Raw genomic sequence first — 26675 nt, forward strand, 5'->3', positions numbered from 1 at the left:
ACGGTCGGGGGCGCGCTGACCGCCGCTTGCCCGGCAGAACTGCCCACACCATAAGATGACCAACAGATTGCCGCAATGTTTCAACGAAAACATGCAAGGTAACGACTGCATTACGGCATTTCGTGAGTCACCGAGGGCCAGGTCGACGCCGGATCGGTGGTCGCGTCGGGGTCGAGCGCGGACCGCGGGCGGCTCGGGCGGGCTTGACAGCTCCCTTTACTATAGACGGCCATCCGGTGACGGTCGTGGTCAAGCCTCACGTCAGCGAGGCTTCCGTCAGTCAAGATCATCGGAGGGGAGGTGTGCCTCTCCTCGGGGTTCGCGGCCGGTCTCACCGTGCGGGTCGTTCCGGGAGGAGTTCCGGGAGGAGGGGGTGGCCTGTCCTGACCGATGGCCTGTGGGCGTGCGGGATTAGAATTCCGTGCATAATCGCGATAAATATGGCGACTTTCTTTCAATAAAAAGTATGTGTTTTGCGGCCCGATTTTGGCGGGCCGTCGTTCCCGGCGGGGTGTTCCCGGACTCCCGGGACGTTGTCCCTTCCTTGTGGCCTCTCCCGGTGAGGGGATCCGGATCGGGGCTCTCCCGCGAGGGTTCCCTCTGTTCCCTCCTGCTCCCTCCGTGAGGCGAGGTCGGAGGGGGGATCGCGCTGACGGCGTGATCGTTCATATCCCGATGGGGTTCCGGACACCTTGGCAGAGGATTACGGCGATGGCCACACGTTGTGAGTCCCTCCCGGGGAAGTGGGATCGGTCTTTCAGCGCCTGTCTTGAAATCTCCGGCGCCTACCTTGAAATACGTCTAAATGCGGCAAAGGGTTCAGAGTGCCGTTCCTTTCCTCCTGGGCCCTCCGCAGGGACCCGCGGGCGGGGTTCCGCCCAGACGGTGTTCCGGTGTTCCGGTGTGAACGTGACTTCGGTGAGGGGAAAGGGTCCTTCAGGCCGTCCGGGCTCGCAGGGGCGGCGACGGAACGGTGAATCCCGGTGCGACTGCCACGGGTCAGGGGCATATAGGCGTGATTATGCGAAGGTATGGTGATTGTTCGTGACGACGTTTCGGATCAGCGAGGCCGCCGCGCTGCTGGGGGTGAGCCCCGACACGGTCCGCCGGTGGGTGGACGCCGGACGGCTCGCGGCCCGGCGGGACGAGCACGGCCACCGGATGGTGGAGGGTGTCGACTTGGCGGCGTTCGCGCGTGCCCAGATCGAGTCCGAGGACGGTACGGGGCACTCCTCGGCCAGGAACCGCTTTCGCGGAATCGTGACTGAAGTGATCAAGGACGCGGTGATGGCCCAGGTGGAGATCGCCGCGGGCCCGTACCGGGTGGTGTCGCTGATGAGCCGCCAGGCCGCCGACGAGCTGGGCCTGGAGGTGGGGGTGACGGCGGTCGCCGTGATCAAGTCCACCAACGTGGTCGTGGAGATCGCCGACCACGTTCGTACGACGAGTTGACGGCGCCGTGAGCGGTCCGTCCGGTGGAGTGGCGGGACGCCTGCCCTGGGTGCTGGTGCTGCCCGCCGTGGCGGGCATGGTCTTCCTGACGCTGCCGCTGGCCGGACTGCTGGTGCGCGCCCCCTGGTCCACCCTGGTGGAGAGGCTGGGCGAGCCTCGGGTACTGGAGGCGCTGCGCCTGTCGCTGGTGACCGCGACCGTGGCCACGCTGGTGTGCCTGCTGCTCGGCGTGCCGCTGGCGTGGCTGCTGGCCCGTGTCGTCTTCCCCGGCCGCCGCCTGGTGCGGGCGCTGGTCACCGTCCCCCTCGTGCTGCCCCCGGTGGTCGGCGGGGTCGCCCTGCTGCTCGTCCTGGGGCGGCGCGGCCTGGTCGGCCAGTGGCTGGACTCCACCTTCGGCGTCACCCTGCCGTTCACCACGGCCGGGGTCGTCGTCGCCGAGACGTTCGTCGCCATGCCGTTCCTGGTCATCAGCGTCGAGGGCGCGCTGCGCGCCGCCGACCCGCGCTTCGAGGAGGCCGCCGCGACGCTGGGCGCCTCGCGCTGGACCATCTTCCGCCGCGTCACCCTGCCCCTGATCGCCCCCGGCGTCGTCGCGGGAGCCGTGCTGTGCTGGGCCCGCGCGCTGGGCGAGTTCGGGGCCACCATCACCTTCGCCGGAAACTTCCCCGGCCAGACCCAGACCATGCCGCTGGCGGTGTATCTCGCCCTGGAGACCGAACCCGAGGCGGCGATCGTGCTCAGTCTCGTCCTGCTCGCCGTCTCGGTGGTCATCCTGGCCAGCCTGCGCGACCGGTGGGTGAGCGGCCCGTGACCCTGGACGCCCACCTCGTCGTCACCCGGCCCCGCTTCCGCCTGGACATCGAACTGGAGGTCGCCGCCGGTCAGGTCGTCGCGCTGCTCGGCCCCAACGGCGCGGGCAAGACCACCGCGCTGCGCGCGCTGGCCGGGCTCACCGCCCTGTCCGGCGGGCGGATCCTCCTGGACGGCGAGGCGCTGCACACCCTGGCGTCCGAACGCCGCCCGATCGGCATGGTCTTCCAGGACTACCTGCTCTTCCCGCACCTGTCCGCCCTGGACAACGTCGCCTTCGGACCCCGCTGCAAGGGTGCTTCCAAAGCCGAGGCGCGGCGCGGTGCCGCCGCCTGGCTGGAGCGCGTCGGCCTGGCCGGGTACGTCGCGGCGAAACCCCGGCAGCTGTCGGGCGGTCAGGCCCAGCGCGTCGCCCTGGCCCGCGCCCTCGCCGTGGGGCCCCGCCTGCTGCTGCTGGACGAGCCGCTGGCCGCCCTCGACGCCCACACCCGCCTGGAGATCCGCTCGCAGCTCCGCCGCCACCTGGCCGACTTCGGCGGCGCGACCGTCCTGGTCACCCACGATCCCCTGGACGCCATGGTGCTCGCCGACCAGCTGGTCGTCATCGAGAACGGCGCCATCGTGCAGCGCGGCACCCCCGCGGAGGTCGCCCGGCGCCCGCGCACCGACTACGTCGCCCGTCTGGTCGGCCTCAACCTCTACCGAGGCCTCGCCGCCGGACGACAGGTCACCGTCGGCGAGGTGGGTTTCAGCGTCGCCGAGCATCTGGACGGTCCCGCGTTCGTCGCCTTCAGGCCCGGCGCGGTCGCGCTCTACCGGACCCGCCCGGACGGTACCCCGCGCAATCTCTGGGAGGCCACGATCGAGGGCATCGAACGGCACGGCGACAACGTCCGCATCCACCTGGAGGGGCCGATAACCGCCTCGGCGGACGTCACCCCCGCCGCCGTCGCGGATCTCGACCTGACCCCGGGACAGCGGATCTGGGCTGCCGTCAAGGCCACCGAGACGCACGCCTACCCCGCCTGAACCCCGAGGCCCACGTCCCGGCTCCTGGGAACCCCCCCGTTCCTCTGAACGGGCTGCCGCCTCTTTCCGGCCGGTGGACCTATCACGCCGCTCACCCGTACGACACCTCACGGTGCCGCCGTCACCCGCGTGGCGGCCCGAGCCACCACGGGTCGCGGGGGCACAATGGCGTGAGGGGGGATGATCTATGCACGTCGCTGTACTCGGGATGGGCATGATGGGGCGGGCGCTGGCCCGGCGGCTGTTGACGCGCGGGTTCCAGGTCACGGTGTGGAACCGCACACCGGGGCGGGCGGAGGAGGTGGTCGGCCTCGGCGCCGTCGAGGCGGCCTCGCCCGCCGAGGCCGCGCGGGGGGCCGACGGGGTGCTGATGTCCCTCGCCGACGACCGGGCGGTTCGCGATGTGATGTCCCAGCTGACCGGGATCGGCTCCGACGGGCTCGTCGTGGCCGACATGAGCACCGTCGCCCCGGACACGACCCGCGCGCTGCGGGACATGGCGCCCGGGGGCCGGTTCGTGGCCGCGCCCATCATCGGCTGGCCACCGGCCGTCGCCGACGGGCAGGCCTCGGTCCTGCTGGGGGGCGAACGTGACATCGCCGACGTGCTGAAGCCGGTGTGGGCGGAGGTGTTCGCCTCCTACTCCTACTGCGGCCGGGACCCCGGTGCGGCGCTCGCCTTCAAGCTGCTGAACAACTACCTGCTCATGGCGGGGATCGCCGCGCTCTCCGAGGTGGCCGCCACCGGTCTGGCGGTGGGCCTCGACGAGACGCTGCTGCACGACTTCTTCCTCAGCTGGCCCACCGTCGCGCCCGCCCTGCACAACCGGGTCGACGACATCCTGGGCGGCGGCCACCGAGGGTGGTTCACGACGAGGCTCGCCGCCAAGGACGTGCGGCTCGCCTCCGAGCTGGCGGCGTCGGCCGGTCTCGACCTGCCGATCGCCCGGCTGGTCGAGCGGCGCTACGAGGAGGCGGCCGAGCGTGGCTGGGGCGACGCGGACATCGGCGCGATCGTCGAGCTGCTGCGCGGGAAGTCGAGCTAGGGCGCACCGCACCGCTCCGGTCGGCGGTGGGGACGGGCGACGACCACGGTCACTCCCTCTGGTCACCTCTCCCGTGTCGCCCCCGCCCGGCCGGGACCTTCCCGGTCACCACCTCCCGGCCGCCCCCCCACCCGCCGGGATCCCCGGTCACGACCCGTTCGGGAGGCCGGTGCGCCCGTACACGACGAGGGCCCAGGCGAGGCAGCCGAAGGCGGCCACGCACGCCAGCGTGCGGATGAGGTTCCAGCGGACCCACGCCGCTTCGAACCGCTCGCGCACCGCCGCGAGGTCGGTGATGCGGTCGGGGTCCCCGGCCGCGTCGAGCGCGGTGTTGAGCGGCACGTGGATCACCATCGTGATGACGAGCATCACCACGTACAGGACGAGCGCGGCCACGATCCAGGGCAGCACCGGCCGCCCGTCCTCCCGGAGGTGGAGCACCGCGGCGAGGGCGGTCAGCACCAGCGCGCCGCCGAAGCAGACGGCGAACCAGCCGTTGAGGATCGCTATGTTGATCTGCTGCATCGTGCTGATGAGGGTCCGGTCGTCCGTCCGGGCCAGGCCGGGCATGACGGAGCAGGTGTAGGCGTAGAAGAGACCCGCTACGAGTCCCATGGTGATGATCGCCGCGATCAGCGCGACGCCTCGGAAGACCAACATCACATTCTCCTTGCTTGTCGTGGGAACCCCGATGGCGGCGGGCGGGTCGTGATCACCGCCCGGTGCCTGGTGACCGTAGAGGGGGTGGGACGCGTGCGCTAGCCGTTCCAGACCCCGGTGGCGGCGGCGTCCCGCGCGTAGTCGCCGAAATCGCGGGGTTCCCGGCCGAGGGCGCGCTGGACGCCGTCGCTCAGGTGGGCGTTGCGGCCGTCCAGGACGGTGGTGAACAGCTTGGCCAGCTGCACGGCGTACTCGGCCGGTATGCCGTGCTCGACCGCCCCGGCCACGTACTCCTCGACGGAGATCGGCACGTAGTGGATCTCCCTGCCGGTCGCCTTGGAGATCTCCGCGGCGGCGTCGGCGAAGGTCAGCAACCGGGGACCGGTCAGCTCGTAGAGCTCGCCCGCGTGTCCGTCCTCGGTGAGCGCCGCGACCGCGACGTCCGCGATGTCGTCGGCGTCGACGAACGGCTCGGCCACGTCCTTCGCCGGGAGCGCGATCTCGCCGGAGAGGACCGGCTCCAGCAGGTAGTCCTCGGTGAAGTTCTGCGAGAACCAGGACGTCCGTACGATCGTCCACTCGACCCCGGACTCCTGGACCGTCCGCTCGCTCAACCGGGCCTCCTCCTCACCCCGGCCGGACAGGAGCACCAGCCGCCGGACACCGCTCTCGACCGCCCGCGAGACGAACGAGTGGACCGTCTCCACCGCACCGGGGAACGCCAGATCCGGGTAGTAGACGACATACACCGACGTCACATCCCGCAGCGCGGGTCCCCACGTCCTCTGGTTCTCCCAATCGAACGGCGGCTTCCCGGAGCGGGAGCCGACCCGCACCGGCAGGCCGCGCGCGGTGAGCCGCTCCACCACGCGACGGCCGGTCTTGCCGGTGCCGCCGAGGACCAATGTCGTGTTCTGCTGCTGCGTGTTCTTCGTCATACGAACAGTGAACCGGCCAGGCGTGAGACGAACCATGGTTGAGAAGCGCAATTCCATGTTTCAGCGTCTACGTTTCAGCGTCTACAGTGAGGGCGTGGACGCACTCACCGACTTGCTGGACGGTCCGAGGGCCAGGGGAGCGTTCCTGCTCCGCTCGGTCCTGGCCCCACCCTGGTCCCTGCGGATCCAGGACCGGGCGCCGCTCGCCCTCACGGCCATGGTGCGGGGCGAGGCGTGGGTGGTCCTCGACGACGGCGACCCGGTGCGCCTGGGCCCCGGGGACGTCGCGATCGTCCTCGGCCCCGATCCCTACACGATCGCCTGCGATCCGGCCACACCACCCGACGTGGTGATCCATCCGGGCCAGCACTGCACCACCCTCGACGGGCGAAGCCTCGCCCAGGAGATGGACCTGGGCGTCCGCACCTGGGGCAACAGCCCCGACGGGTCGGCGGTGCTCCTCACCGGCGCCTACCAGATGCGCGGGGAGATCAGCCGCCGTCTGCTGGAGGCGCTGCCCCCGCTGCTGGTCCTCCCCGGGGACGCCTGGGACTGCCCCATCATCCCGCTGCTCGGCGACGAGATCGTCAAGGACGAGCCGGGGCAGGAGGCCGTTCTCGACCGGCTGCTCGACCTGCTGCTCATCGCCGTCCTGCGGGCCTGGTTCTCCCGCCCGGAGGCCGGTGCCCCCGCCTGGTACCGCGCCCACAGCGACCCCGTGGTGGGTAAGGCCCTGCGCATGCTGCACAACAACCCGGCCCACCCCTGGACGGTGGCGACGCTGGCCGCCGGGACCGGTGTCTCCCGCGCGGCCCTGGCCCGCCGCTTCACCGAGCTGGTGGGCGAGCCGCCCATGGCGTTCCTCACCGGCTGGCGGCTGGCCATGGCCGCCGACCTGCTGCGCGAGACCGACGCCACGGTCGGCGCGGTGGCCACGCAGGTCGGCTACGGCAGCGCGTTCGCGCTCAGCGCCGCCTTCAAGCGCGAACGCGGCATCAGCCCTCAGGAGCACCGCGCCGGGGTTCGGGGACTCCGGAGTCCCCGGCGTGACCACGCGGTCGGCGCGCTCGCGCGGTAGGTCCCGGCGGGCTTGACGGTACGGGGACCGGTGGCCGGCGCGCCCGGAGACTCCGTGGCCGTCGTGGCCGTTGAGGCCGTCGAGGGCGTAAGGGGCCGAGCCGCCGGAGCCGCGTTCACACCGGGCCCGCGACGGGCCGTGTTCACGTCGGGCCCGCGACGGGCCGCGTCATGCCGAGTCCGCCACGGGCCGCGTTCACGCCGGGGCCGCGACGGTCAGAACAGCCAGTCGAGCAGGCCGCCGCCCCCGCCGCCGCCCGAGTTGTTGTTCGATCCGCTGTCCTGCTGCTGCGGCGGCGGCGGTGCCGTCGTCGGCTGCTGGCTCGGCGCGGCGCTCTCGGTGGGGGCCTGGCTCGTCGGCGAGGGCTCGGGCGCGGGTTCGGAGGAGCTGACCCTCGGCCGGGAATCCGAATTCTCCAGGGAGGTCTCCTCCTGCTCGGCCTCATCGGCGGGCCGCGTCGGGCGGGTCTCCTTCGGCGGGGCGCTGCGGGTCGGCGACGGCCGGGCGGAGGGCTCCTGGGTCTGGGGGGCCCTGCTGGGAGCGGTCGTCGGCTCGTCGGCCGTGGTCGGCTCGTCGGACGGTCCCGCCGTCTCCTCCTCGGGCGAGGGCGTCGGCGTCTCGGAGGGGATCTTCGGCAGGTCGGCCACCGAGCACCGCACGCCGGGGGAGCACGTGGCGCCGGTCTGCCCGTCCATGGAGGCGGAGAGCATCCAGCCGCCCGCGACTCCCGCGATCACGACGCCGCCCACGACCGCCAGCAGGATCCTGCTCTTGCTCTTGCCCTTGCGGCGGCGCTCCTCGTAGGGGTCGGGGTCCTCCCGCCAGCCCGACCCCAGGAAACCGCGTGACGACGTCGTCTCCTCCTCGTCGCGGTAGAGGGGGCCGTCGGACGTGATGTCGGTGTCCCCTATCTCGCGACGCTCGTCGAGATAGACCATCTCCCGGGACCCGTCGGCCCGGATGATCTCCCGGGACCCGTCGACGTGGACGATCACCTGGGACCCGTCGCCCACTGCGGGCTCCGGAAGGTCGATGTCGTCCCATCCGTCCGACAGCACGTCGCCGGCGGGGCGTTCGGGTTCCTGCTGAGCCGGTCCGAGGGGACCGGTTTGCTCGCGAGGATCTTCTTCGTATGATCCCTGGATGTCGTCGCGCCCCACGATGACCCTCTCTGACGTAAACCTTGGTCGGGCATCTTAATAGCAGATCCGACACCGACCTGTCCGAAAAGTTCACATACAGCTGGGAATAATGTGACTTATGTGACCTTGTTGGTGATCAGCGCTGGACCGGGCCATCGCTCCCTGAGCGGCGGATATCCGGGACGGGGACGAGGTTTCCGTACCGACGGGGAACACCGGACGTCACGCGCGCCGGTAACCGCGGTGAGGGGTCCTGTCGCGTGGAGAGCGGGGAGGAAAACGCGCGGGTACGCCCGGCCGGGCGAAAGACGTGCCTGAACCCGGCGACCGGGGTAGGAAGGGCGCCTAACGTTCTTCTCCGTTCGAAGGCGGAGGTCTCCACACCCAAGGAGAACTGATGACAGCGGATTCACCGATGGACGCGCTGCCCGGCCCCTCCCCTTTCCCGCCCATCGCCGACTACGGGTTCCTCTCCGACTGCGAGGTCACCGCCCTGGTCGCCCCGAGCGGGAACGTCGAGTGGCTCTGCCTGCCCCGGATGGACTCCCCCAGCGTCTTCGCCGCCATCCTCGACCGGAGCGCGGGGGGCTTCCGGCTCGGCCCCGCCGACCTGAGGGTGCCCGCCGCGCGCCGCTACCTGCCCGGCACCATGATCCTGGAGACGAGCTGGGGCACCCCGACCGGCTGGATCATCGTGCGCGACCTGCTGCTCATGGGGCCCTGGCACCACGACGAGGAGCTCTCCCACACGCACAGGAGGGCGCCGACCGACTACGACGCCTCCCACGTGCTGCTCCGCACGGTGCGCTGCGTCAGCGGGGAGGTGCAGGTCACGCTCGACTGCGAGCCGATCTTCGACTACGGGCGCAGGCCCGCGCACTGGTCGTACACCGACAGGGGCTACTACCAGGGCGTCGCGACGGCGGAGGGGGAGAGCCTGGAGCTGCGGCTCACCACCGACATGCGGCTGGGGTTCGAGGGAGGGCGCGCGACGGCGCGCACCCTCCTCAAGGAGGGCGACACGCGCTTCTGCGCGCTGTCGTGGACCCCGCACGAGCCGCCGTACACCTTCCAGGACGCCTACGAGCGGCTCGTGTGGACCGCCCACCACTGGCAGCACTGGCTCGCCAGGGGCGCCTTCCCCGACCATCCCTGGCGGAGGTATCTGGAGCGCAGCGCCCTCACCCTCAAGGGCCTGACCTTCGCCCCCACCGGCGCCCTCATCGCGGCCGCGACCACCTCCCTGCCCGAGACCCCGGGCGGCGACCGCAACTGGGACTACCGCTACGCCTGGATCAGGGACTCGACCTTCGCCCTCTGGGGGCTGTACACGCTGGGCTTCGACTGGGAGGCCGACGACTTCTTCTGGTTCATCGCCGACGTGGCGGAGCGGGACGAGGAGCTCCAGGTCATGTACGGCATCGACGGCGAGCGCGAGCTGGACGAGTACGTCCTCGACCATCTCTCCGGGTACGAGGGCGCCAAGCCCGTCAGGGTCGGCAACGCCGCCTACCGGCACCGCCAGAACGACGTCTGGGGCGCCGTCCTCGACTCCTTCTACATCCACACCCGGTCGCGGGATCGCCTGGACGAGCGGATCTGGCCCATCCTGAAGCGGCAGGTCGAATCCGCCATCAGGAACTGGCGGGAGCCCGACCGCGGCATATGGGAGGTACGCGGCGAGCCCCGGCACTTCACCTCCTCGAAGGTCATGTGCTGGGTGGCGGCCGACAGGGGCGCCAGGCTCGCCCGGCTCAGGGACGAGCCGGAACTGGCCGCGCGCTGGCAGGCGGTCGCCGACGAGATCCACGCCGACGTGTGCGCCGAGGGGGTCAGCGAACGCGGGGTCTTCAGGCAGCACTACGACACCGACGTCCTGGACGCGTCGCTCCTGCTCATCCCGCTGGTGCGCTTCCTGCCGCCCGGCGACCCCAGGGTCCGCGCCACCGTGCTGGCCATCGCCGACGAGCTGACCGCCGACGACCTGGTCCTGCGCTACGAGACGAAGAACACGGACGACGGCCTGGACGGGGAGGAGGGCACCTTCGCGATCTGCTCGTTCTGGCTCGTCTCGGCACTGACGGAGATCGGGGAGCACACCCGCGCCCGCAGGCTCTGCGAGAGGGTCCTCTCCTTCGCCAGCGCCCTCGGCCTCTACGCCGAGGAGATCGACCCGGTGACCGGGCGGCACCTCGGCAACTTCCCCCAGGCGTTCACCCACCTGGCGCTCATCAACGCGGTCATCCACATCATCCGCGCCGAGAGCGGGCAGTTCCCCCCGACCAGCTGGCCGTCATGACCCCGTACCTCCCCGGTGTCCCACCGCGCGCTGCGGTGCGGAACCACCCGGGCGCCTGGCTAGGCTCTCGGGTATGAACCGTCGGGTGATTGCCATAGTGGTGCTCGTCGGCCTGCTCGCGACGAGTGGTCTGTCCGTGGTGCTGGCCTGGGGACTGAGCGGCTGACCGCCGCTTCCCAGGTCGGCCAGGGAACTCGGCGGCCGGACGCCGCCTCGTGACGCCGGCCCGGGGGCTGGATCCGGCGGAGTGCGCCGGAACCCGGGAGCGTGTCCTGGCCAGGTGAGGTGCCGTCCCACGCGGGCGTTCCGGGCCGTGTGGGTGGCGGCCCGCGAGGCCGCCGGAGCGGCGCGCGGGTGCCGAGGGCCGAGCCGTCGCGTGCGCCCCCCGACGCCGCGACCGCTCCCCCGGAGGATCGCTAGGCGACCACCATCGAGTTCTGGCCCGCGGGCTGCGCGCTCTGCTGCTGGGGGTGGGGGTGGTGGTGGGTGGGCTGCCGGTGCACGATGGGCTGCTCCACGGGCTGGGGCTGCTGCTGCGAGTGGGCGGCCTGCTCGGCGGGGGCCTGCTCGGCAGGGCAGGTGCAGTAGCCGTTGGCCAGGATCAGGCGTCCTCGCTGCGCCGTGTAGGTGCGGGAGTCGGTGGCGAGGAGAACACCCGTGCATTTATGGCAGACGACGGACTGGTGATCCATGGGCCGGCTTCCTTCCGTGAGGGTAGCCGTCGAACGTCTCTCGGTCCGGCCGGCTGGCTGCTCTTGCCCCGATCGGAAGACGTGAATCTCCCTAACGGGGTTTCTATCTTACTTCGTGGCACTGAGTGATCTTTGAGCCGCACCGGGTGACAGATGTGAACCCTGGTGGTGCTGCTTCACAACGGTCTCATGTGAAGCGACCCGGCGGGTGGGGAATGTCCCTCTCTCACCCCCGCCGATCACCCCTCCAACGATCTCCGCGACCCCTGGATCCCCGATGCGGACGGGGGTCACTACGTGCTCAGGACTTTTTTCTTTTTCTCCGCCACCACCGGCCGGAACAGCAGCGCGTTGGCGGCCACCGCGATGCAGACCAGGCCGAGCAGGAAGCCCCAGCTCACGTCGCTCAGGTGGTGCATGCCGCGATACATGCGCGAGAAGGCGATGCCCACGGGGATACCCAGGCCGATCACCCACCACAGCACGTTCAGGATCTTGAAGCGGTGGGTGTGGATGGTCAGCACCAGGGCGACGCCGCAGTAGAAGGCGACCGCGGCGCTGGTGTGCCCCGAGGGGAAGCTGGAGGTGGGCGGGGCGGGGTCGAGGTGCTCGACGGCGGGCCTCTTGCGTTCGGCGAAGACGGTCGCCAGCAGGAAGATCGCCGACTGGGAGAAGACCGCCAGGGCGAGGAAGATCGACTCGTTCCAGCGTTTGAAGGCCAGCCGGAAGCCGATGACCAGCAGTGCGGTGGCAGTGATGATCACCGGGGTGTCGGACAGACTCGATATCACGTCGGTGATCGAGCTCCAGTAGGCCGTACGGTCTCCGGCCAGTTGCGCGTTGACCCCCTCGTCGTTCGCGATGAGGGTCGTCGTCTGCAGGACCTTGGTGATGAGGAGCCCGACGCCGATCGTCAGCACGGCCATGATGGCCAGTGGCGCCAGGATGAGGCGCGACACGCCCTTGAAATCCACCGACATTTTCGACATGGCGCGCCAGCTACCCCGAATGGCTCCCTCGGAACGCCTCGGGTTCGACGCCTTCCACGTGAGGTTCGGCGGGCTCGCGGCCCTCTCCGCGGCGCCAGGTCTCGAAGCCCACGGCCGCCGCCACCACGACCACCACGCCCAGCGCGACCCCCGCGATCACGTCACTGGTCCAGTGGACGCCGAGTGCCACCCGGCTGTACGCGACGAACACCATGATGGCCGCCGCGACGACCCAGACGACGATCCGCGAGGTCATGCTCCGCAGGAAGGGCAGCAGGATGAGCACGAGGATGCACGCGCCCAGCGCGGCTCCCATCGCGTGCCCGGAGGGGAAGGAGGCGCCGGGCGCCGAGGCCACGGGGTCCGGCAGGTCGGGCCTGGCCCGGTCCACGATTCCCTTGAGGGCGAGGTTCAGCAGGCCGCCGAAGGTGATCGTGGCGACCGCCCAGACGGCGAGGCGTGGCGCGCCCCGGCGCCAGAGCCAGAAGGCGGTCAGCACCACCAGCACACGCCACGTCCAGGGACCGAAAACCTCGGTCGCCACGTTGAGGAAGGCGATGTAGCCGGGGTTCTCCAGCGCGTGGGCGTGCAGGCTCAGGGCGATGCCCTCGTCGAGATTCGTGAGAGAGGGGGAGGAGGTCTTCACGAGCACGAGCAGGATCACGAACGGCACCGTGAAGATCGCCACTGCCACCAGCGCCATCGTCAAGCGCACACTCAACCGCAGGTCAGCGGCGTGATCGTCGGAGTTTCCGTGAGGCGGGGACTTACCCTCGACAAATCTGACCATCATTCATGGCTACCCGATCCCTCGTGAATATTCCCCGCGCGGCAGGTGGGAGATCGGGCCGGAGGGGGTCCCGGACCGCTGAAATCCAATCATGTGACGGGGTCTTCGCGGGACCCGCCGGGGTCGCGTGACGGGCTCCTCAGACCACGTGGCGGGCTCCTTGGGGCGTGTGGCCGTGGGTTCGCGCCGGGGTTCTCGGGCCGCGCGCCGGTCCCTCAGGCCGCGCGGCGGCGGGGTTCGCGGCGGGTCGTCCAGCGCAGGACGTCGCAGTGCCGCCGTTCGGCCTCGGCGAGCGCCGCGTCGTCCGTGTAGGCGTCGAGGACGGCCCGCAGCCACGGCATCTGCTCGGTGACGTCGTCCCACGCCTGGGAGGGGTCGTCGAGGCCCAGCTCGATCAGCGCGTCCAGGTGCGCGGCGTAGGCCGTCCACCACTGGCGGCTCAGCTCGGCCAGGAACCCGCCCAGTCCGTCGAACTCCCGCTGGATCTCCTCTTCCCACCAGGCGGGGACGGTGACGTCACCGGTGTCGGCGAGGTCACGGAGCACGAGGTTCGCCAGGGTGCGCCGTCGTCGGGCGACGGCCGAACGTGACAGGATGTTCATACGCCTACCCTGCCGATCCTTGTTTGCCGAGCGCTTAACGATGTATTGACGGTGATGTGCGGCCCCTGCGATCCGGCCAAGGCGGGGAACCGCTTGGCCGGAGTCATCGGGCAGCACTAGGCTCTGATCCGCAGATCATTCCGCCCTGTGTCCGCGGAGCTACCTCGACGTGGAGGAAGCCCGCCCATGACCCAGGTCCTTGAATTCTCTCAGCTCGTCGACCGTACCCTGAGCGCCCTCGCCGACGTTCTCGGCTCCGACGGGGCGGCTCTCATGCTGATAGACGACCACGACCGCTTGCGCGCGATCGGAGGGTCCGACGACCGGGGCCGGCAGCTGGAGCTGATCCAGGAGCAGATCGGCGCCGGGCCGGCCATCGAGACCCTGAACCGCGGCGAGGACGTCGTGGTCGACGACCTGCGGGCGGCCAGACCCCTCGGCTTCCCCGGCGTGGCCGCGCGGGTCTCGGAGGTCCGGGCGGTGCTCTCCGTGCCCCTACGGGCGGAGGAAAGGCTGATCGGCACCCTGAATTTCTACGACCGGACAAGTCATGAATGGCAGCCCGCGAAAGTCCGGACGGGAGAACGTCTCGGTGAGCTTATGGTGATGGTCCTCCAGACCATGGCTCATAGATCCCCTTGTTCAGGGAAGTCGTAGTGTGCACGTCAAGTAACCAGGTCGACGCTGAAAGGCGCTCCACATATGACTCACATTGATCCGGAAGCGCTGGTCGCGAGCCTGAGAAGGCTCCAGACGACCTCGTCCACCACAGGCATAGTCCATCAGTTGGAGCGTGCCGTGGATGTGGTGAACTCGCTCTTCGGATATGCGGGTGCGGGTCTGATGTTCGCGGAAGAAGGTAAAGATCTCCGCTATTTGGTTGCCACCGATGAACGGGGACGCAGTCTTGAGGGCGCGCAACTCCATCTCGGTCAGGGACCGTGCGTTTCCGCGTACGAGGAGAATTCCGCGGTGACGTCAAGCGATGTGCGTGTCGACCCGCGCTGGCCGAAGCTCGCCGATCGGCTCCACCCGGAGGTGCGGGCGGTGGCCGGCGTGCCGGTGCGGCTTGGAGACGAGCCGGTGGGCACGCTGAACGTCTACCAGGCCCGGTTTTACGAGTGGGACGAGTCGGACGTCCAAGCGCTTTACGGCTACGCGGACGTGATCGAGCAGCTGCTCACCGTGGCGATGGCCGCCGAGGAGAAGAGCGCCCTGGCCGACCAGCTCCAGTACGCCCTCGACTACCGCGTGGTCATCGAGCGGGCGATCGGTTACCTGATGGGAAAGCACGACCTGACCGCCACCCAGGCTTTCACCGGTCTGCGCAAGCAGGCCCGTGACACCCGCCGCCGCGTCGCCGACCTGGCCGCCGAGGTGCTCGGTGAGGGGGCGGGCGAAATACGGTGATTCTGCTCACGTCGCCGGAGCCCTCCGAGAACAGGGACGAGATCACCGTTTACGGTGATCTCGACGCCGTTAGGGGCGTCGAGTTGCGGCATGTCCTCGGCGCGCTCACCACGGCGACGGCGGAGCTCGACCTGGCTCACGTGGGCTTCATCGACTGCGCGGGCGCGCGGACCCTGCTCCGGGCCGACGAGCACCTGCGCGGCCTGGGCCGCGAAATGATCATTTTGCGGCCGTCGGACCCGGTGCTCCGGTTGCTGCGGCTGCTGGGATTCGATCGATACCTCCTGATCAGGCATCCCGGAGACGCGGTCGGCGCGAGTCGCACCCCGTCGGGGCACTAACCTGATCGGTGATGTATCGATTCGTCTTCTCGCAGGTCCTCAGCCGCCTCGACCCGGAGGACGCGCACCATCTGACGGTGCGCGCCCTGCGCGTCCTCTCGGTGACGCCCGTGGTCAGGCGGCTGCTCCACCGCCGTCTCGCGCCACGCGACCCCGCGCTGCGCGTGCAGGCCTTCGGCGTGCACTTCCCCGGCCCGTTCGGGCTGGCGGCCGGCTTCGACAAGGACGCCGACTGCGTGGAGGCCATGTCCGCGCTCGGCTTCAGCCACGTCGAGGTCGGCACGATCACCGCCCACGCCCAGCCGGGCAACGCCAGGCCCCGCCTGTTCCGCCTCGTGAGAAACCGGGCGATCATCAACCGGATGGGTTTCAACAACGCGGGCGCGCCCGCCGCGGCCCGGCTGCTGGCCAGGCCCCGGGGTGTCCCCGCGATCGTCGGCGTCAACATCGGCAAGACCAAGGTCGTGCCGGAGTCGGGAGCCGTCGCCGACTACGTGGCGAGCGCCAGGGCGCTCGCGCCGCTGGCCGACTACCTGGTCGTCAACGTCAGCTCGCCCAACACCCCCGGCCTGCGCGATCTGCAGGCCGTGGAGTTGCTGGGCCCGCTGCTGCGGGCGGTGAAGGAGGTCGCCGACGCAACGCCCAAGCGCACCCCGCTGCTGGTCAAGATCGCTCCCGACCTGGCGGACGCCGACGTGGACGCGGTCGCCGACCTGGCCCTGGAGCTCGGGCTCGACGGCGTCATCGCCACCAACACCACGATCGGCAGGCAGGCACTGGCCGTCGCGGAACCCGCGGGCCGTGACCACGGCGGCGAGAGCGGCGGACTGTCGGGACGCCCGCTGAAGGCCCGGTCGCTGGAGGTCCTGCGCAGGCTGCGCGCCAGGGTGGGCGACCGCCTGGTGCTCGTCTCCGTCGGCGGCGTCGAGGACGTGGACGACGTCTGGGAGCGTCTGCTCGCCGGGGCCACGCTCGTCCAGGGCTACAGCGCGCTGATCTACGAGGGGCCCTTCTGGGCGTACCGCGTCAACCGCGACCTCTCCCGTCGCCTCCGCCGCCACGGCGTGGTCGACCTCCGCCAGATCATCGGCCGCACCGCGGACCGGAGCACCGCGGCCTGACCCGGTTCGTACCGCGTCCGGGTCGCGGCCCGGCCCGGCCATTCGATCCGGTCCGGCCGCCGCTCGATCCGGTTGTGACGCGATCCGGCCGCCGCTCGATCCGGCCGCAGTCGCTTGATCCGGTCATGGTGCGATCCGAGGTGTCGCGGTCCCGGCCCTTTGCGGCAGGGCCTGATTCGTCACCCTCAGCGGGCCGTAAGGCGGCCGACGTTATACCCTGGGTGGGTAACCTCAGGACACTGGAGGCACGATGAGCACGACCACATACACCGTCACCGGCATGACCTGCGGCCACTGCGTGAGCTCGGTCAAGGAGGAGGTCGGCGAGGTCCCGGGTGTCACCGATGTCGACGTCGACCTTGAGACCGGCAGGGTCGACGTCTCCGGTGACTCCTTCGACGACACGGCCGTCCGCGCCGCCGTCAAGGAGGCGGGGTACGAGGTCTCCGCCTGATCGGACGACCTGGTCGAACGACCTGGTCGGACGTCCGATCGGACGACCCGATCGGACGATCGCGCCGGACCCCGCCTCGTTCTCCACCCCACCGGCGGGGATCGTCAAGGGCGGGAGACCGTCACATGCTGGGACGGGTCGAGTCGGCCTGGTGGGTCATCTCCTCCAGGTGCTTCATGACCTCGTCCACCTTGACGACCCCCGGCCGGTGGCGCCGGTGGCCGGTTCCGCCGACCTGCCAGGGACGCGGGCCGGTCAGGGGCCGGTACTCGACGCCGAGCGCGTCGAGGCGGCCCAGATGCGTCTCCAGCCGGGCGTCGAACCCGGCCCTGGCCGAGCCCGACCAGGTGACCTCGGCCAGCGCGCACCCCCGGGGCCAGGCCCGGTAGTCCACCGCGCGCCCGTCGGGCAGCCGCTCGCTCCACAGCTGGAACTGCGCCCCGAGCACGTGCTCCCGCTCCTCGGCCGTCCACGACTCCGGTGCCGGGGCGTAGGCCGCGACGTCGGAAACGGTGATCGCGTCGCCGATCGCCACGGGCTCCTCCTCGGAGGAGGCCTCGGCGTAGTCGAAGTACAGCGGGAAGACCGGGGTCTGCACCACGTCGTGCCCGGCGGCGGCGGCGCGCCTGGCCACCCCCGGCCCGCGCCAGGGCATCACGATCGTGTCGGGCCTGAGCATGCCGCTGACGAACGCCTCGTCCCACACCACCGCCCTGCTGCCGCGTTCGGCCAGCTCGTCCGCGAGCCGGCGCAGAAACCAGGCGTGCAGGTCGCTCACGCCCTCCAGCCCCAGCTCCGCCTGGAACGCGACGATCTCGGGGGAGGCGGCCCAGTCGTCGAGCACGCACTCGTCCCCGCCGATGTGGACGTACGGGGTCTCGCCCAGCGCCTCCACGATCTCCTCGATCACGTCGGTCAGGAAGCCGATCGTCTCCGGCAGCGGGGACAGGATGGCGGGGGAGATGCCCCAGCGTTCCAGGACCGTGAAGGGCTCCGGCCGGCGCCCACCGGTGGCGCGGGCGTCGAACTCGGGGTAGGCGGCGAGGATCGCCGAGGCGTGTCCCGGTACGTCGATCTCGGGCACGACCGTCACGGCGCGGGCCCGCGCGTAGGCGCCGATTTCGGCGAGGTCCTCCAGCGTGTAGTAGCCGCCGTGCGGTACGTCGTCGAAGGTGAGGTCCTCCCGGTAGTAGCTGGTGGCCGTGCGCGGGCGGTGCGCGCCCACCTCGTGCAGCCGAGGGTGCCGGCGGCTCTCGACCCGCCATCCCTGGTCGTCCACCAGGTGCAGGTGGAGGCGGTTCAGCTTGTGGACCGCCATGGTGTCGACCATCCTGAACACCTCGCGCTTGGGCATGAAGTGCCGCGCCACGTCGAGGTGCACCCCGCGCCAGGAGAACCGGGGCGCGTCCCGCACCCGGCCGAGGGGGACGCTCCAGCTCGCCCCGGCACCGGCCACCGCGCGGAACGCCGCCGCAGGCAGCAGCTGCCGCAGCGTCTGGCCCGCGTAGAAGGCACCGGCCCGGTCTCCGGCCGCGATCCGCACGCCCCCGTCCGTCACGTCCAGGACGTACGCCTCGGCGCCGAGTGAGGCGTCGGACTCCACCGTGATCGTCCCCGCCTCGCCGGGGCGCGGGTCGAGGACGGCGAGCGCGAGGCGTACGGCGTCGACCAGCTCGGCGGAACCGGAGACGACGACTCCGTGGGGAAGGCCGAGGAAACCGCTGGCAGGGATAAAAGCGGAGGGAAGCGGCAGGAGGTCAGTCATGGTTTGAATCATTCCAAATCACCAGAGAAATAAGCCCTTTAGGCTGGCGACCCCGGACACGGAACCAAGAACCGCCCAAGTACCGCGCGGGAGAACCGGGGGAGACCCCTCGCGCGGACATGCTGCTGCTCATGTTCCAAGCGTCCAGGCACCCGGCCCGCACACCACTGGCGACCCTGGTGACGATACCGGTGGCGATCATGCTGGCCGCCGGGTGTTCCGCCACCGTCGACCGCCCCGCCGACCCGCCCACGCCCACTCCCTCGCCGTCCTCCTCCGCGGTGCGGAGCGCCGAGGGGGACAACGCCACGGTGGCGGAGAACGCCGGGAAGGGCGATCCCGGCTGGCGGGTGCGCCGGCGCGGCGCCGAGCACGAGATCGAGGGCTTCGCCGACCGGGTGAGCGTGCTGCCGGGCGAGAGTTTCCGGCTGTACGTCTCGACCACCGCCGGCCGCTACACCGCCAGGGCCTTCCGGATGGGCTGGTACGGCGGGGCCGGGGCCAGGCAGGTCTGGCGGGCGACCGGCCTGCCCGGTACGAGGCAGGCCCCGCCCAGGACGATCGCCGCCACCGGGACGGTGACCGCCGCCCACTGGAAGCCCGGCCCCGAAGTGGACACCTCGGGCTGGCCCGAGGGCTCCTACCTGATCCGGCTGGACGCCGCCACCGGGGGACGGCGCTACGTTCCCCTCACCGTCAGGTCCGCCTCCACCCGGGGGCGCCTGGTCGTCGTCAACGCGGTCACCACCTGGCAGGCGTACAACGACTGGGGCGGACGCAGCCTCTACATGGGCCCCGGCGGCTTCGAGGACAGGTCCCGGGCGGTCAGCTTCGACCGTCCGTACGACACCTCGGGGGCGCGGCTCTTCCTGGACATGGAGCGCGACGCCATCGAGCTCGCCGAGCGCCGGGGCGTACCGCTCGCCTACGTCACGAGCCTGGACCTGGACCGCGACCCGCACGTTCTCGACGGGGCGAGGGGACTGGTGTCACTGGGCCATGACGAGTACTGGTCGCCGGGCATGCGCCGCACCGTCGAGACCGCCCGCGACCACGGCACCAACCTCGCCTTCCTCGGCGCCAACGCCGTCTACTGGCGGATCCGTTTCGCCGCGACGCCCCTGGGCCCCCGCCGCCTGGTGGTCTGCCACAAGGACGCCGCCGAGGACGCCCGGACGGTCCTGTGGCGCGCCACCAGCAGGCCGGAGAGCTCGCTGACCGGCCCGATGTACGACTGCTTCCCCTCCGAGTCCGCCTACGTGGTCAGGCGCCCCGACAACTGGATCTTCAAGGGGACCGGGGTGCGGCGCGGCACCACCTTCCCCGGGATGGTGGGTGTGGAGACCGACAGGGTCGGCGCGGGCGTACCGCGCCCGATGGAGGTTTTGTCGGTCTCCCCGGTCAACTGCGCCGGTAGGGCCACGGTCGCGCACAGCGCCTACTACACCGTGCCGAGCGGCGCCGGTGTGTTCAGCTCGGGCACGATGCGCTGGGTGTGCGCCATGCGGGGCGCCCGCTGCGGCCACGGCGTCACACGCGAGGCCGGGGCCTTCGTCCGCAGGGCCACGGGGAACGTCCTGCGCGCCTTCGCCGAGGGTCCGGCCGCGCGCAGCCACCCGGCCCGCGACAACCTCGCGCCCCTGGGCCTGGGCCGGGACCTGGGATCGAACGGCCCGGCGGGCCGCTGAGACGAGCCGTCCGCCCCGGCCGGATCCGGTACGCGAGCCGTCCGGGCGGGCCTTTCCGCCCGGAGCCCGGACTACTTCAGGTACTGCTGCAACCCGTTCGCCAGGGCGAGCGCGATCCTCTGCCGGAACGCCGGCTGCTGGAACTTGGCCGCCTCGGCCGGGTTCCGCATGTTGCCCGACTCGATGAAGATCTTGGGAACCGTGGAGAGGTTCAGGCCACCGAGGTCGTTACGGTAGTCGAGGGCGTCCTTGCCGATGTAGGTGGAGTACGACAGGCCGGTGCCGCGCCTGAAGGCGTTCCGCACGTCCAGGCCGAGCTTTCTGGAGGCGTTGACCACCGGGTCGACCGGGCCGCCGATCTTCTTCGGCATGATCACGTGGAAGCCGTGGTTGGCGGGGCTCGACCCGTCGGCGTGGACCGAGATCGCCGCGTCCGCCTTCGCCCTGTTGCCGATCGCGGCCCGCTGGGTGATGCACGGCCCGACGCCGGAGTTGCTGTCGCGGGTCAGCTTCACCGTCGCGCCGCGGCTCTTCAGGATCTTGGCCAGACGCTGCGAGACGTCCCAGGTGAAGGCCGCCTCGCTGTAGCCGTTGTCGGTGGCGGTGCCCGTGGTGTCGCAGGCCTTCGACTGGGTCAGGACGTCGACCTGCTTGTTGATCTCCGCGGGGTGGCGGTAGTTCTGCCCGTTGTGGCCGGGGTCGATGACCACGACCTTGCCGCTGAGCGGCCTGTCGCCCTGGTCGCCCTGGCCGCTCTGCCCGGTGGCGGGACTCGCCGTGGGATCGCTCGCCGCACCGGCCGCCGGGCGGGACAGGGCGTCGGACGCCGGAGCCACTGGAGCCGCCGCCGTGCCCGCGGCGGGAGGGACGGGTCCGCGCTCTCGCGCGAGGTCCGCGCCCGCGGCGGTACCGCCGCAGGCGGCGGCGCCGAGTCCGCACAGGACAAGGGTCGCCGCGAGTGCTTTGCCGGTCACGCTCATCGCCCCCAAGGAAGTCGTCAACCACCCAACCTACGTGGCCCGGAAGCGTGTTTCGGCCGTTGTCGCGATATGTGCCGGCCCGTCACGAGGCATGGTGTGCTCTCCCGTCACGGGACGCGACATGTGCCCACCCGGGAACAGGAGGCGCGTACCAACACGCGACGTCACCAGGCGTGCTCGCCGACCTCCTGCTTCTGCAGGAGCGAGGCGAGCTCCCTGGCGTCCTCGGCGTCCAGCCCGAGGACCACGCGCGGCCGTCCCCACGGGTGGTCGATCGAATGGGCCACGTAGCTGGCCACGGACTCGGCTCCGGCGTCGCCGTTGCGGCCCCGGGCGGCCCGCCAGTGCGCCCACGCCCGTTCGAGCTCGGCCGCGGCCCGCTGGGCGCATGACACCAGTTCCGGATCACGCATTGTTACCCCCCTCGTCTCGGCCAGAGTCAACACCGGCGGCGCGTCGCCGTCCGCGATGTTGACCCGCATTTGGGGAGGCCATGGAGCCTGCCTGGGCGTGCTGTAACGCTCCAGGCAGGCTCTTTAGCGTTCGGCGGGGCTCGTGCTGTGCCGTACGACCAGCTGTGGCGCGACCTGGCGCAGGCGCGAGGCCTTGCCGGGGTCGCCGATCCGGTCGTTCAGCAGCGCGGCGGCGGAGCGTCCCATGGCGCGGCGGGGCTGGTCCACGGTGGTCAGCGAGATCGGCTGGGTCCCCGCGCGGTGGATGTTGTCGTACCCGACCACGGACAGGTCCTCGGGAACCCGCAGGCCCAGCTCGGTGGCCGCGGAGAGCACGCCCATGGCCACCCGGTCGTTGGCGGCGAAGATCGCTGTGGGCCGGGGGTCACGCGTGAGCAGGCTGTGCGCCGCCCTGGCGCCGCCCTCCTCGCTGGACTCGCCCTCCTCGACCATGATGTACGGCGCCAGGGAGTGCCTGCGCATCGCGACCAGGTAGCCCTCGCACCGGAAGCGCCCGGAGGAGATGCCCGCGCCCTCGATGTGGGCGATCCTGCGGTGGCCGAGCTCCACGAGGTGGTCGACGGCGAGGCGGGCGCCGAGCTGGTCGTCGTCGACGACGATGTCCACGCCGCCGAGGTCGATGTCGCGCTCACCCACCACCACGGTCGGCGTGTAGCCGGTGGCCTCGATGAGCGTCCCGCTGGTGGGCGCGATGCCGAGCAGGACGAGCCCGTCGACGCGCAGTTCGAGGAACGCCTCGACGGCCTCGTCCTCGAAGGCGGGGTCCCACTGGCTGTTGCCGATGAGAAGCCTCAGCCCGTCGCCGTGCAGGCTCTCCTGGAGGCCGTCCAGGAACTCCGCGTAGAACGGGTTGTGCAGGTCGGCGACGAGCGCCCCGACCAGGTGGGTACGGCCCTCGACCAGGCTGCGCGCGACGGCGTTGGGCCGGTAGCCGAGGTCTCTGGCCGCCTGGAGCACGGCCTGCCTGCGATGTTCACTGACGTGGGGCGATCCGCGCAGGACGAGCGAGACCAGTGATTTGGAGACACCGGCTCGTTCTGCCACGTTGCGGATCGTGGGTCTCGGGCGTGGCCCGCCCCCGTCGGACATGACGGGTTCGGCGAACCCGCGGGCTCGGGTGACGGTGGTGTTGACCGGCGGTCCTGACATGGCTCTCCCCCGTGATGGTGGATGGGCACCTGTCACTCAAAACGATCGAGTTCCGAATGGGGTACGGCTTGGGCGGAAGGGAACTGCGATCTTGACCAAGCCGCCGGCGGAACGGCTCCGATAGTCTTCGCGGTGTGGGGTCGACATCCGGAGCCGCCGAACGGGCGAAACCCGTGGCGGGGGGCGTGCGACCGGCGCGGCGCAGGCTCAGCGTCGACCGGCGCCGCGAGGAGCTCATGGCGGCGGCCCTGGAGCTGTTCGGCAGGCGTGACGCCGAACACGTGTCGATCGACGACGTGGCCTCCGAGGCCGGCGCGTCGCGGGCCCTGGTCTACCACTACTTCGGCGGCAAGCAGGAGCTCTACGTCGCCGCGCTGAGGAGCGCCGCGGCCCAGCTGGAGGCCAGGCTCGGACCCCGGGGGACCGGCACCCCGCTGGACGAGCTGGCCGGGGGCCTCACCCGATACTTCGACTTCGTCGAGGAGCACGCGGCGGGCTTCGCCGCGCTGCTCAGGGGCGGTCCCGCCCATCGCGGCGGCGAGGTCGGGCAGGTCGTCGACTCGGTCAGGCACCGGCTGCTCAGGATGATCATGAAGCAGATGCGGGTCGAGGAGCCGGGGCCCGCGCTCCGGGTCGCGTTGCGCTCGTGGATCGCCTCCGTCGAGACCGCGGGCCTCGACTGGCTGGAGCGCCGTGACATCGAGCGGCCGGCGCTGGAGCGGATGCTGATCGGTCAGCTGACGGCGCTGCTCGGCGTGGCGGCCGGACACGACGCGCGCGTCGGCGAGTTGCTGGACGGCCTGATCAGAGACCAGGCGAGCCGCCCCGCGGACCAGGAGAGGCCCGGGGCGGACGGCTGACAGACGGCTGACAAAGGCCCCTCGGGACACTGCCGAGGGGCACTGCCGAGCCCTTCGGGAGGGCGGGGCAGGTGCTGGGGCGGCGCCGGGCGGGCGACGCCGCTCCCCACAAACCCGTGTGGCCTACACGCTCAAAGGGTGAGCGCGCACCAATCCCCCTAGGTCAGTGACGGCCCCCGTCTTACTCTGAACGCTGCTGCGGAATCCCCGCGAGCAGTGCGCGAACCTCAGTCTCCCGGTACCGGCGGTGTCCACCCAGGGTGCGGATGGACGTCAACTTGCCCGCCTTCGCCCACCGGGTCACGGTCTTGGGATCGACGCGGAACATGGTTGCGACCTCCGCCGGGGTGAGCAGCGGCTCTGCCTCGGGTGTACGAGCTGACATTTGTGCGGCCTCTCCTCCATGTGGACCGGCGACAGCGATCCTGCGACTTGACGCTTGTCACGGATGTCCGCCTATGGCCCTTGCGTGCGGCTGTTTGGGCCATATGCGGCATCACCCGATGTGACCATACAGCCACGTAGAGCGATTGGCGAGCCTTTGAGCGACTCATCTCTCTTGTGCACGTGTTGTTGTCACGCTCGGTGATTCTAGCGACACGTTTCGTGGTATCGCAGTGAAAACGGCAAACTACTCAGTTCGTAGGTGCATCCCCGGTCATCGACGGACCTACTTACGCAGGTCGAAGGGATGATTTGCGACTCAGTTTGCTGATTCGAGAAGTTGTATTGATCGCCAGCGGAGGATGACGCGCTGGTACATGGCGAACGCCAGTTCTTCCTCGCCTTTTTCCAGACCTGTCAGCGCCGCCGCGAGCTCCGCCACGGATTCGTCGGCCTGGAGTGTCTCGTCGTCCATGAGGTTGACGATGCCGCCGTAGTCCAGCTCGACCAGCGAGTGCGGGTGGAACTCCTCCAGCCAGCGCGCCACGTCCTCGACCTCGGCGGTGACCGAGACCTCGCCCACCTGCCTCCTGATGATCTGCAGGGCTCGGGCGCTGCGGCGCCTGGCGTGGGCCATGGACGTGACGTAGATCAGGTTGCGCGTGGTGGTCGTGCCCTTCTGGCCCTCGTCGCCGTCGATGACGAGCCAGCGCTCGTTGCCGTCGAAGGGGACGAACCACGAGGTCGGAACGTGCCATGTGGAGCCACGGATGTGCGTGCGCAGCGCGGTGGAGTCGGTGCGGCGCTTGAACCGGTCGAAGTCGTCGGCCGTCTGCTTCGCGACGGCGGGCGGGACGAAACGCTCCATGAGCTTGGGCGGGGTCGCCCCGCGAAAGCGCGAGAAGGCGAGCCACGACCTCAGCCTGCTCTGCCACGGACAGACGTACAGGACCTCCTCCACGCGCCTCAGATAGGCGTTGGGGCTCTCCTGGACGGGGGCCGGGGCCGGTGGCACCCCGAGGAGGCGCCGCACCGCCTCGCCGTGTTCGGCGTGGAGGGCGCTCGCTCGGCGCGGTCGGTCGGCCGTCTCGGCGTAGGCGGTCCACGAGACGCGCTCCGCCGGGGCGAACGCGACCAGCGGTTCGTAGACGCGGAGGTACGCGGCGTAGGGCAGCACGACCGCATCGTGTCACGAAGGACCGGCCGTTGTCCGTAGCGGGCACGCTTCCGCGCCGGCCGTCTCGGACACTGAGATGGGACGTTCGCGCACGTCGTCCCTGTTACGCACTTGTGGTTACGCTGAGGGTGATCTCCGCCGCGACGGAGCGGCGGGAACGGACGACTGGGAGTCACCACAGTGACCGACGTCTTCGGGCTGTCCCACAAGGACGCGGGCCCGGCAACCGGCCAGGCGAGGCACGAGCAGGTCGTCTTCTGCTCCGACGAGCGAAGCGGCCTCCACGCGATCATCGCCATCCACAACACCGCCCTCGGCCCCGGCCTGGGCGGCACCAGGTTCTATCCCTACGAGAGCGAGCAGGCCGCGCTGGCGGACGTGCTCAACCTCTCGCGGGCGATGGCCTACAAGAACGCCCTGGCGGGACTCGACCTCGGTGGCGGCAAGGCCGTCATCATCGGCGATCCGGCGACGGACAAGAGCGAGGCGCTGCTGCGCGCCTACGGCAGGTTCGTCCAGTCGCTCGGGGGCCGCTACTACACGGCCTGCGACGTCGGCACCTACAGCGAGGACATGGACATCGTGGCCCGCGAGTGCTCGTACGTGACCGGCCGCACGCTGGCCAACGGCGGTGCCGGCGACTCGTCGATCCTCACCGCCCTCGGCGTGTTCCAGGGCATGCGCGCCGCCGCCGAGCACGCGTACGGGACGCCGACGCTGCGCGGCAGGCGCGTCGGCGTGGAGGGCGTCGGCAAGGTCGGCCACCGCCTGGTCGGCCACCTGATCGAGGACGGCGCGGAGGTCGTGGTCTGCGACGTGAGCGAGCGGGCCGTGGAGCGGCTGCGGCGGATCCATCCCCGGGTCGAGGTCGTCGCCGACCGGCTGGAGATCACCGCCGCCGACGTCGACGTCTACGCGCCGTGCGCCCTCGGCGGGGCGCTGGACGACGAGACGGTGGCCCGCCTGCGCGCCACGATCGTCTGCGGCGGGGCCAACAACCAGCTGGCCCACCCCGGCGTGGAGAAGCAGCTCGCCGACCGGGGGATCCTTTACGCGCCCGACTACGTGGTCAACTCCGGCGGCGTCATCCAGGTCGCGGATGAGATCAGGGGGTTCAACATGGAGCGGGCGCAGGCAAAGGCCACCCAGATCTACGACACGACTCTCAAGATCTTCTCCAGTGCGGCGGAGGATGGCGTTCCCCCGGCCGTCGCAGCCGATAGGCTGGCTGAGCGCAGAATGTCGGAAGTCGGGCGAATTAGGGGCATTTGGCTGGGCCACTAGCCCCACACGCCCATACGACGTACCGAGCCGGGCGTAAAACGGGTACGGTTGTAGGCGAACGAG

General features: G+C 70.6%; 27 protein-coding genes. 14 read left to right on the top strand and 13 right to left on the bottom strand.

Going from position 1 to position 26675, the window contains the following annotated elements; translation table 11 throughout:
* Positions 1-1044: 1044 nt before the first annotated feature.
* From ABD817_RS22720 to ABD817_RS22735, 4 genes are all read left to right on the top strand, one after another.
* Positions 1045-1452, top strand: coding sequence for a TOBE domain-containing protein (locus ABD817_RS22720; protein ID WP_344920088.1), 408 nt, complete (start codon positions 1045-1047; stop codon positions 1450-1452).
* A 76-nt stretch (positions 1453-1528) separates the two neighbouring features.
* A complete protein-coding gene (locus tag ABD817_RS22725) occupies positions 1529-2263 on the top strand; it encodes an ABC transporter permease (RefSeq protein WP_344920166.1) in 735 nt (244 codons plus the stop codon).
* Positions 2260-3291, top strand: a complete 1032-nt coding sequence (locus tag ABD817_RS22730; RefSeq protein ID WP_344920090.1) for an ABC transporter ATP-binding protein — start codon at positions 2260-2262, stop codon at positions 3289-3291. Before ABD817_RS22725 ends, ABD817_RS22730 begins: the two co-directional genes overlap by 4 nt.
* A 187-nt stretch (positions 3292-3478) precedes the next feature.
* Positions 3479-4336, top strand: coding sequence for an NAD(P)-dependent oxidoreductase (locus ABD817_RS22735; protein ID WP_344920091.1), 858 nt, complete (start codon positions 3479-3481; stop codon positions 4334-4336).
* Between the two features lie 147 nt (positions 4337-4483).
* Here the strand turns inward: ABD817_RS22735 and ABD817_RS22740 are convergent, their stop codons facing one another.
* Together ABD817_RS22740 and ABD817_RS22745 are read right to left on the bottom strand one after the other, a co-directional pair.
* Complete coding sequence (locus tag ABD817_RS22740) at positions 4484-4996, bottom strand: anthrone oxygenase family protein (RefSeq protein WP_344920092.1); 513 nt, start codon at positions 4994-4996, stop codon at positions 4484-4486.
* A 98-nt stretch (positions 4997-5094) separates the two neighbouring features.
* A complete protein-coding gene (locus tag ABD817_RS22745; RefSeq protein ID WP_344920093.1) occupies positions 5095-5934 on the bottom strand; it encodes an NmrA family NAD(P)-binding protein in 840 nt (279 codons plus the stop codon).
* 94 nt (positions 5935-6028) lie between these two features.
* On the opposite strand from ABD817_RS22745, the gene ABD817_RS22750 reads away from it, so the two are divergent.
* Positions 6029-7012, top strand: coding sequence for an AraC family transcriptional regulator (locus ABD817_RS22750; protein WP_344920094.1), 984 nt, complete (start codon positions 6029-6031; stop codon positions 7010-7012).
* 215 nt (positions 7013-7227) lie between these two features.
* Here the strand turns inward: ABD817_RS22750 and ABD817_RS22755 are convergent, their stop codons facing one another.
* Positions 7228-8025 carry a hypothetical protein gene (locus ABD817_RS22755; protein ID WP_344920096.1) on the bottom strand — a complete coding sequence of 266 codons (798 nt, stop codon included), beginning with the start codon at positions 8023-8025 and terminating at the stop codon, positions 7228-7230.
* A 526-nt stretch (positions 8026-8551) separates the two neighbouring features.
* Between ABD817_RS22755 and ABD817_RS22760 the strand changes: the two genes are divergently transcribed.
* Positions 8552-10453 carry a glycoside hydrolase family 15 protein gene (locus tag ABD817_RS22760; RefSeq protein ID WP_344920097.1) on the top strand — a complete coding sequence of 634 codons (1902 nt, stop codon included), beginning with the start codon at positions 8552-8554 and terminating at the stop codon, positions 10451-10453.
* 416 nt (positions 10454-10869) lie between these two features.
* Here the strand turns inward: ABD817_RS22760 and ABD817_RS22765 are convergent, their stop codons facing one another.
* From ABD817_RS22765 to ABD817_RS22780, 4 genes are all read right to left on the bottom strand, one after another.
* Positions 10870-11145: a hypothetical protein gene (locus ABD817_RS22765; protein ID WP_344920098.1), complete on the bottom strand. Its 276-nt coding sequence runs from the start codon at positions 11143-11145 to the stop codon at positions 10870-10872.
* 293 nt (positions 11146-11438) lie between these two features.
* On the bottom strand, positions 11439-12125 hold the full coding sequence (locus ABD817_RS22770) for a phosphatase PAP2 family protein (protein WP_344920099.1): 687 nt from the start codon (positions 12123-12125) through the stop codon (positions 11439-11441).
* 19 nt (positions 12126-12144) lie between these two features.
* Complete coding sequence (locus tag ABD817_RS22775) at positions 12145-12837, bottom strand: phosphatase PAP2 family protein (RefSeq protein ID WP_344920100.1); 693 nt, start codon at positions 12835-12837, stop codon at positions 12145-12147.
* A gap of 302 nt (positions 12838-13139) precedes the next feature.
* On the bottom strand, positions 13140-13526 hold the full coding sequence (locus ABD817_RS22780) for a hypothetical protein (protein WP_344920101.1): 387 nt from the start codon (positions 13524-13526) through the stop codon (positions 13140-13142).
* A gap of 186 nt (positions 13527-13712) precedes the next feature.
* Between ABD817_RS22780 and ABD817_RS22785 the strand changes: the two genes are divergently transcribed.
* From ABD817_RS22785 to ABD817_RS22805, 5 genes are all read left to right on the top strand, one after another.
* Entirely contained in the window at positions 13713-14183 is a 471-nt protein-coding gene (locus ABD817_RS22785; protein ID WP_344920102.1) for a GAF domain-containing protein, read from the top strand.
* 45 nt (positions 14184-14228) lie between these two features.
* Positions 14229-14936, top strand: coding sequence for a GAF and ANTAR domain-containing protein (locus tag ABD817_RS22790; protein ID WP_344920103.1), 708 nt, complete (start codon positions 14229-14231; stop codon positions 14934-14936).
* Positions 14933-15277, top strand: a complete 345-nt coding sequence (locus ABD817_RS22795; protein WP_344920104.1) for an STAS domain-containing protein — start codon at positions 14933-14935, stop codon at positions 15275-15277. The genes ABD817_RS22790 and ABD817_RS22795 overlap by 4 nt, the downstream gene beginning before the upstream one ends.
* Positions 15278-15288: 11 nt before the next feature.
* Positions 15289-16398: a quinone-dependent dihydroorotate dehydrogenase gene (locus ABD817_RS22800; RefSeq protein WP_344920105.1), complete on the top strand. Its 1110-nt coding sequence runs from the start codon at positions 15289-15291 to the stop codon at positions 16396-16398.
* A 250-nt stretch (positions 16399-16648) separates the two neighbouring features.
* Positions 16649-16852, top strand: coding sequence for a heavy-metal-associated domain-containing protein (locus tag ABD817_RS22805; protein ID WP_344920106.1), 204 nt, complete (start codon positions 16649-16651; stop codon positions 16850-16852).
* Between the two features lie 121 nt (positions 16853-16973).
* Here ABD817_RS22805 and ABD817_RS22810 read toward each other — a convergent pair whose 3' ends face one another.
* Complete coding sequence (locus tag ABD817_RS22810) at positions 16974-18617, bottom strand: beta-N-acetylhexosaminidase (protein ID WP_344920107.1); 1644 nt, start codon at positions 18615-18617, stop codon at positions 16974-16976.
* 131 nt (positions 18618-18748) lie between these two features.
* Here ABD817_RS22810 and ABD817_RS22815 point away from each other — a divergent pair, with 131 nt between their 5' ends.
* Positions 18749-20305, top strand: a complete 1557-nt coding sequence (locus ABD817_RS22815; RefSeq protein WP_344920108.1) for a N,N-dimethylformamidase beta subunit family domain-containing protein — start codon at positions 18749-18751, stop codon at positions 20303-20305.
* 71 nt (positions 20306-20376) lie between these two features.
* Here ABD817_RS22815 and ABD817_RS22820 read toward each other — a convergent pair whose 3' ends face one another.
* The 3 genes from ABD817_RS22820 to ABD817_RS22830 all read right to left on the bottom strand — a co-directional run bounded on the left by ABD817_RS22820 (position 20377) and on the right by ABD817_RS22830 (position 22907).
* On the bottom strand, positions 20377-21306 hold the full coding sequence (locus ABD817_RS22820) for an N-acetylmuramoyl-L-alanine amidase (RefSeq protein ID WP_344920109.1): 930 nt from the start codon (positions 21304-21306) through the stop codon (positions 20377-20379).
* A gap of 143 nt (positions 21307-21449) precedes the next feature.
* Positions 21450-21698 (bottom strand): hypothetical protein, encoded by a 249-nt coding sequence (locus tag ABD817_RS22825; RefSeq protein ID WP_329087060.1) that lies wholly within the window; start codon positions 21696-21698, stop codon positions 21450-21452.
* Between the two features lie 123 nt (positions 21699-21821).
* Positions 21822-22907 (bottom strand): LacI family DNA-binding transcriptional regulator, encoded by a 1086-nt coding sequence (locus ABD817_RS22830; protein ID WP_425583397.1) that lies wholly within the window; start codon positions 22905-22907, stop codon positions 21822-21824.
* Positions 22908-23041: 134 nt separating this feature from the next.
* On the opposite strand from ABD817_RS22830, the gene ABD817_RS22835 reads away from it, so the two are divergent.
* Positions 23042-23767, top strand: coding sequence for a TetR/AcrR family transcriptional regulator (locus tag ABD817_RS22835; RefSeq protein ID WP_344920111.1), 726 nt, complete (start codon positions 23042-23044; stop codon positions 23765-23767).
* Positions 23768-23948: 181 nt separating this feature from the next.
* On the opposite strand, the gene bldC is transcribed toward ABD817_RS22835, so the two are convergent.
* Both bldC and ABD817_RS22845 read right to left on the bottom strand, forming a co-directional pair.
* The gene (bldC, locus tag ABD817_RS22840; protein ID WP_013133571.1) at positions 23949-24152 is read right to left on the bottom strand and encodes a developmental transcriptional regulator BldC; all 204 of its coding nucleotides are present in this window, start codon (positions 24150-24152) and stop codon (positions 23949-23951) included.
* Between the two features lie 318 nt (positions 24153-24470).
* Entirely contained in the window at positions 24471-25328 is an 858-nt protein-coding gene (locus ABD817_RS22845; protein ID WP_344920112.1) for a DUF8083 family protein, read from the bottom strand.
* A gap of 180 nt (positions 25329-25508) precedes the next feature.
* On the opposite strand from ABD817_RS22845, the gene ABD817_RS22850 reads away from it, so the two are divergent.
* Positions 25509-26612 (top strand): Leu/Phe/Val dehydrogenase, encoded by a 1104-nt coding sequence (locus ABD817_RS22850; RefSeq protein WP_344920113.1) that lies wholly within the window; start codon positions 25509-25511, stop codon positions 26610-26612.
* The last annotated feature ends 63 nt before the right edge of the window (positions 26613-26675 follow it).

The sequence above is a fragment of the Streptosporangium oxazolinicum genome (assembly GCF_039537505.1).
GTDB lineage: Bacteria > Actinomycetota > Actinomycetes > Streptosporangiales > Streptosporangiaceae > Streptosporangium > Streptosporangium oxazolinicum.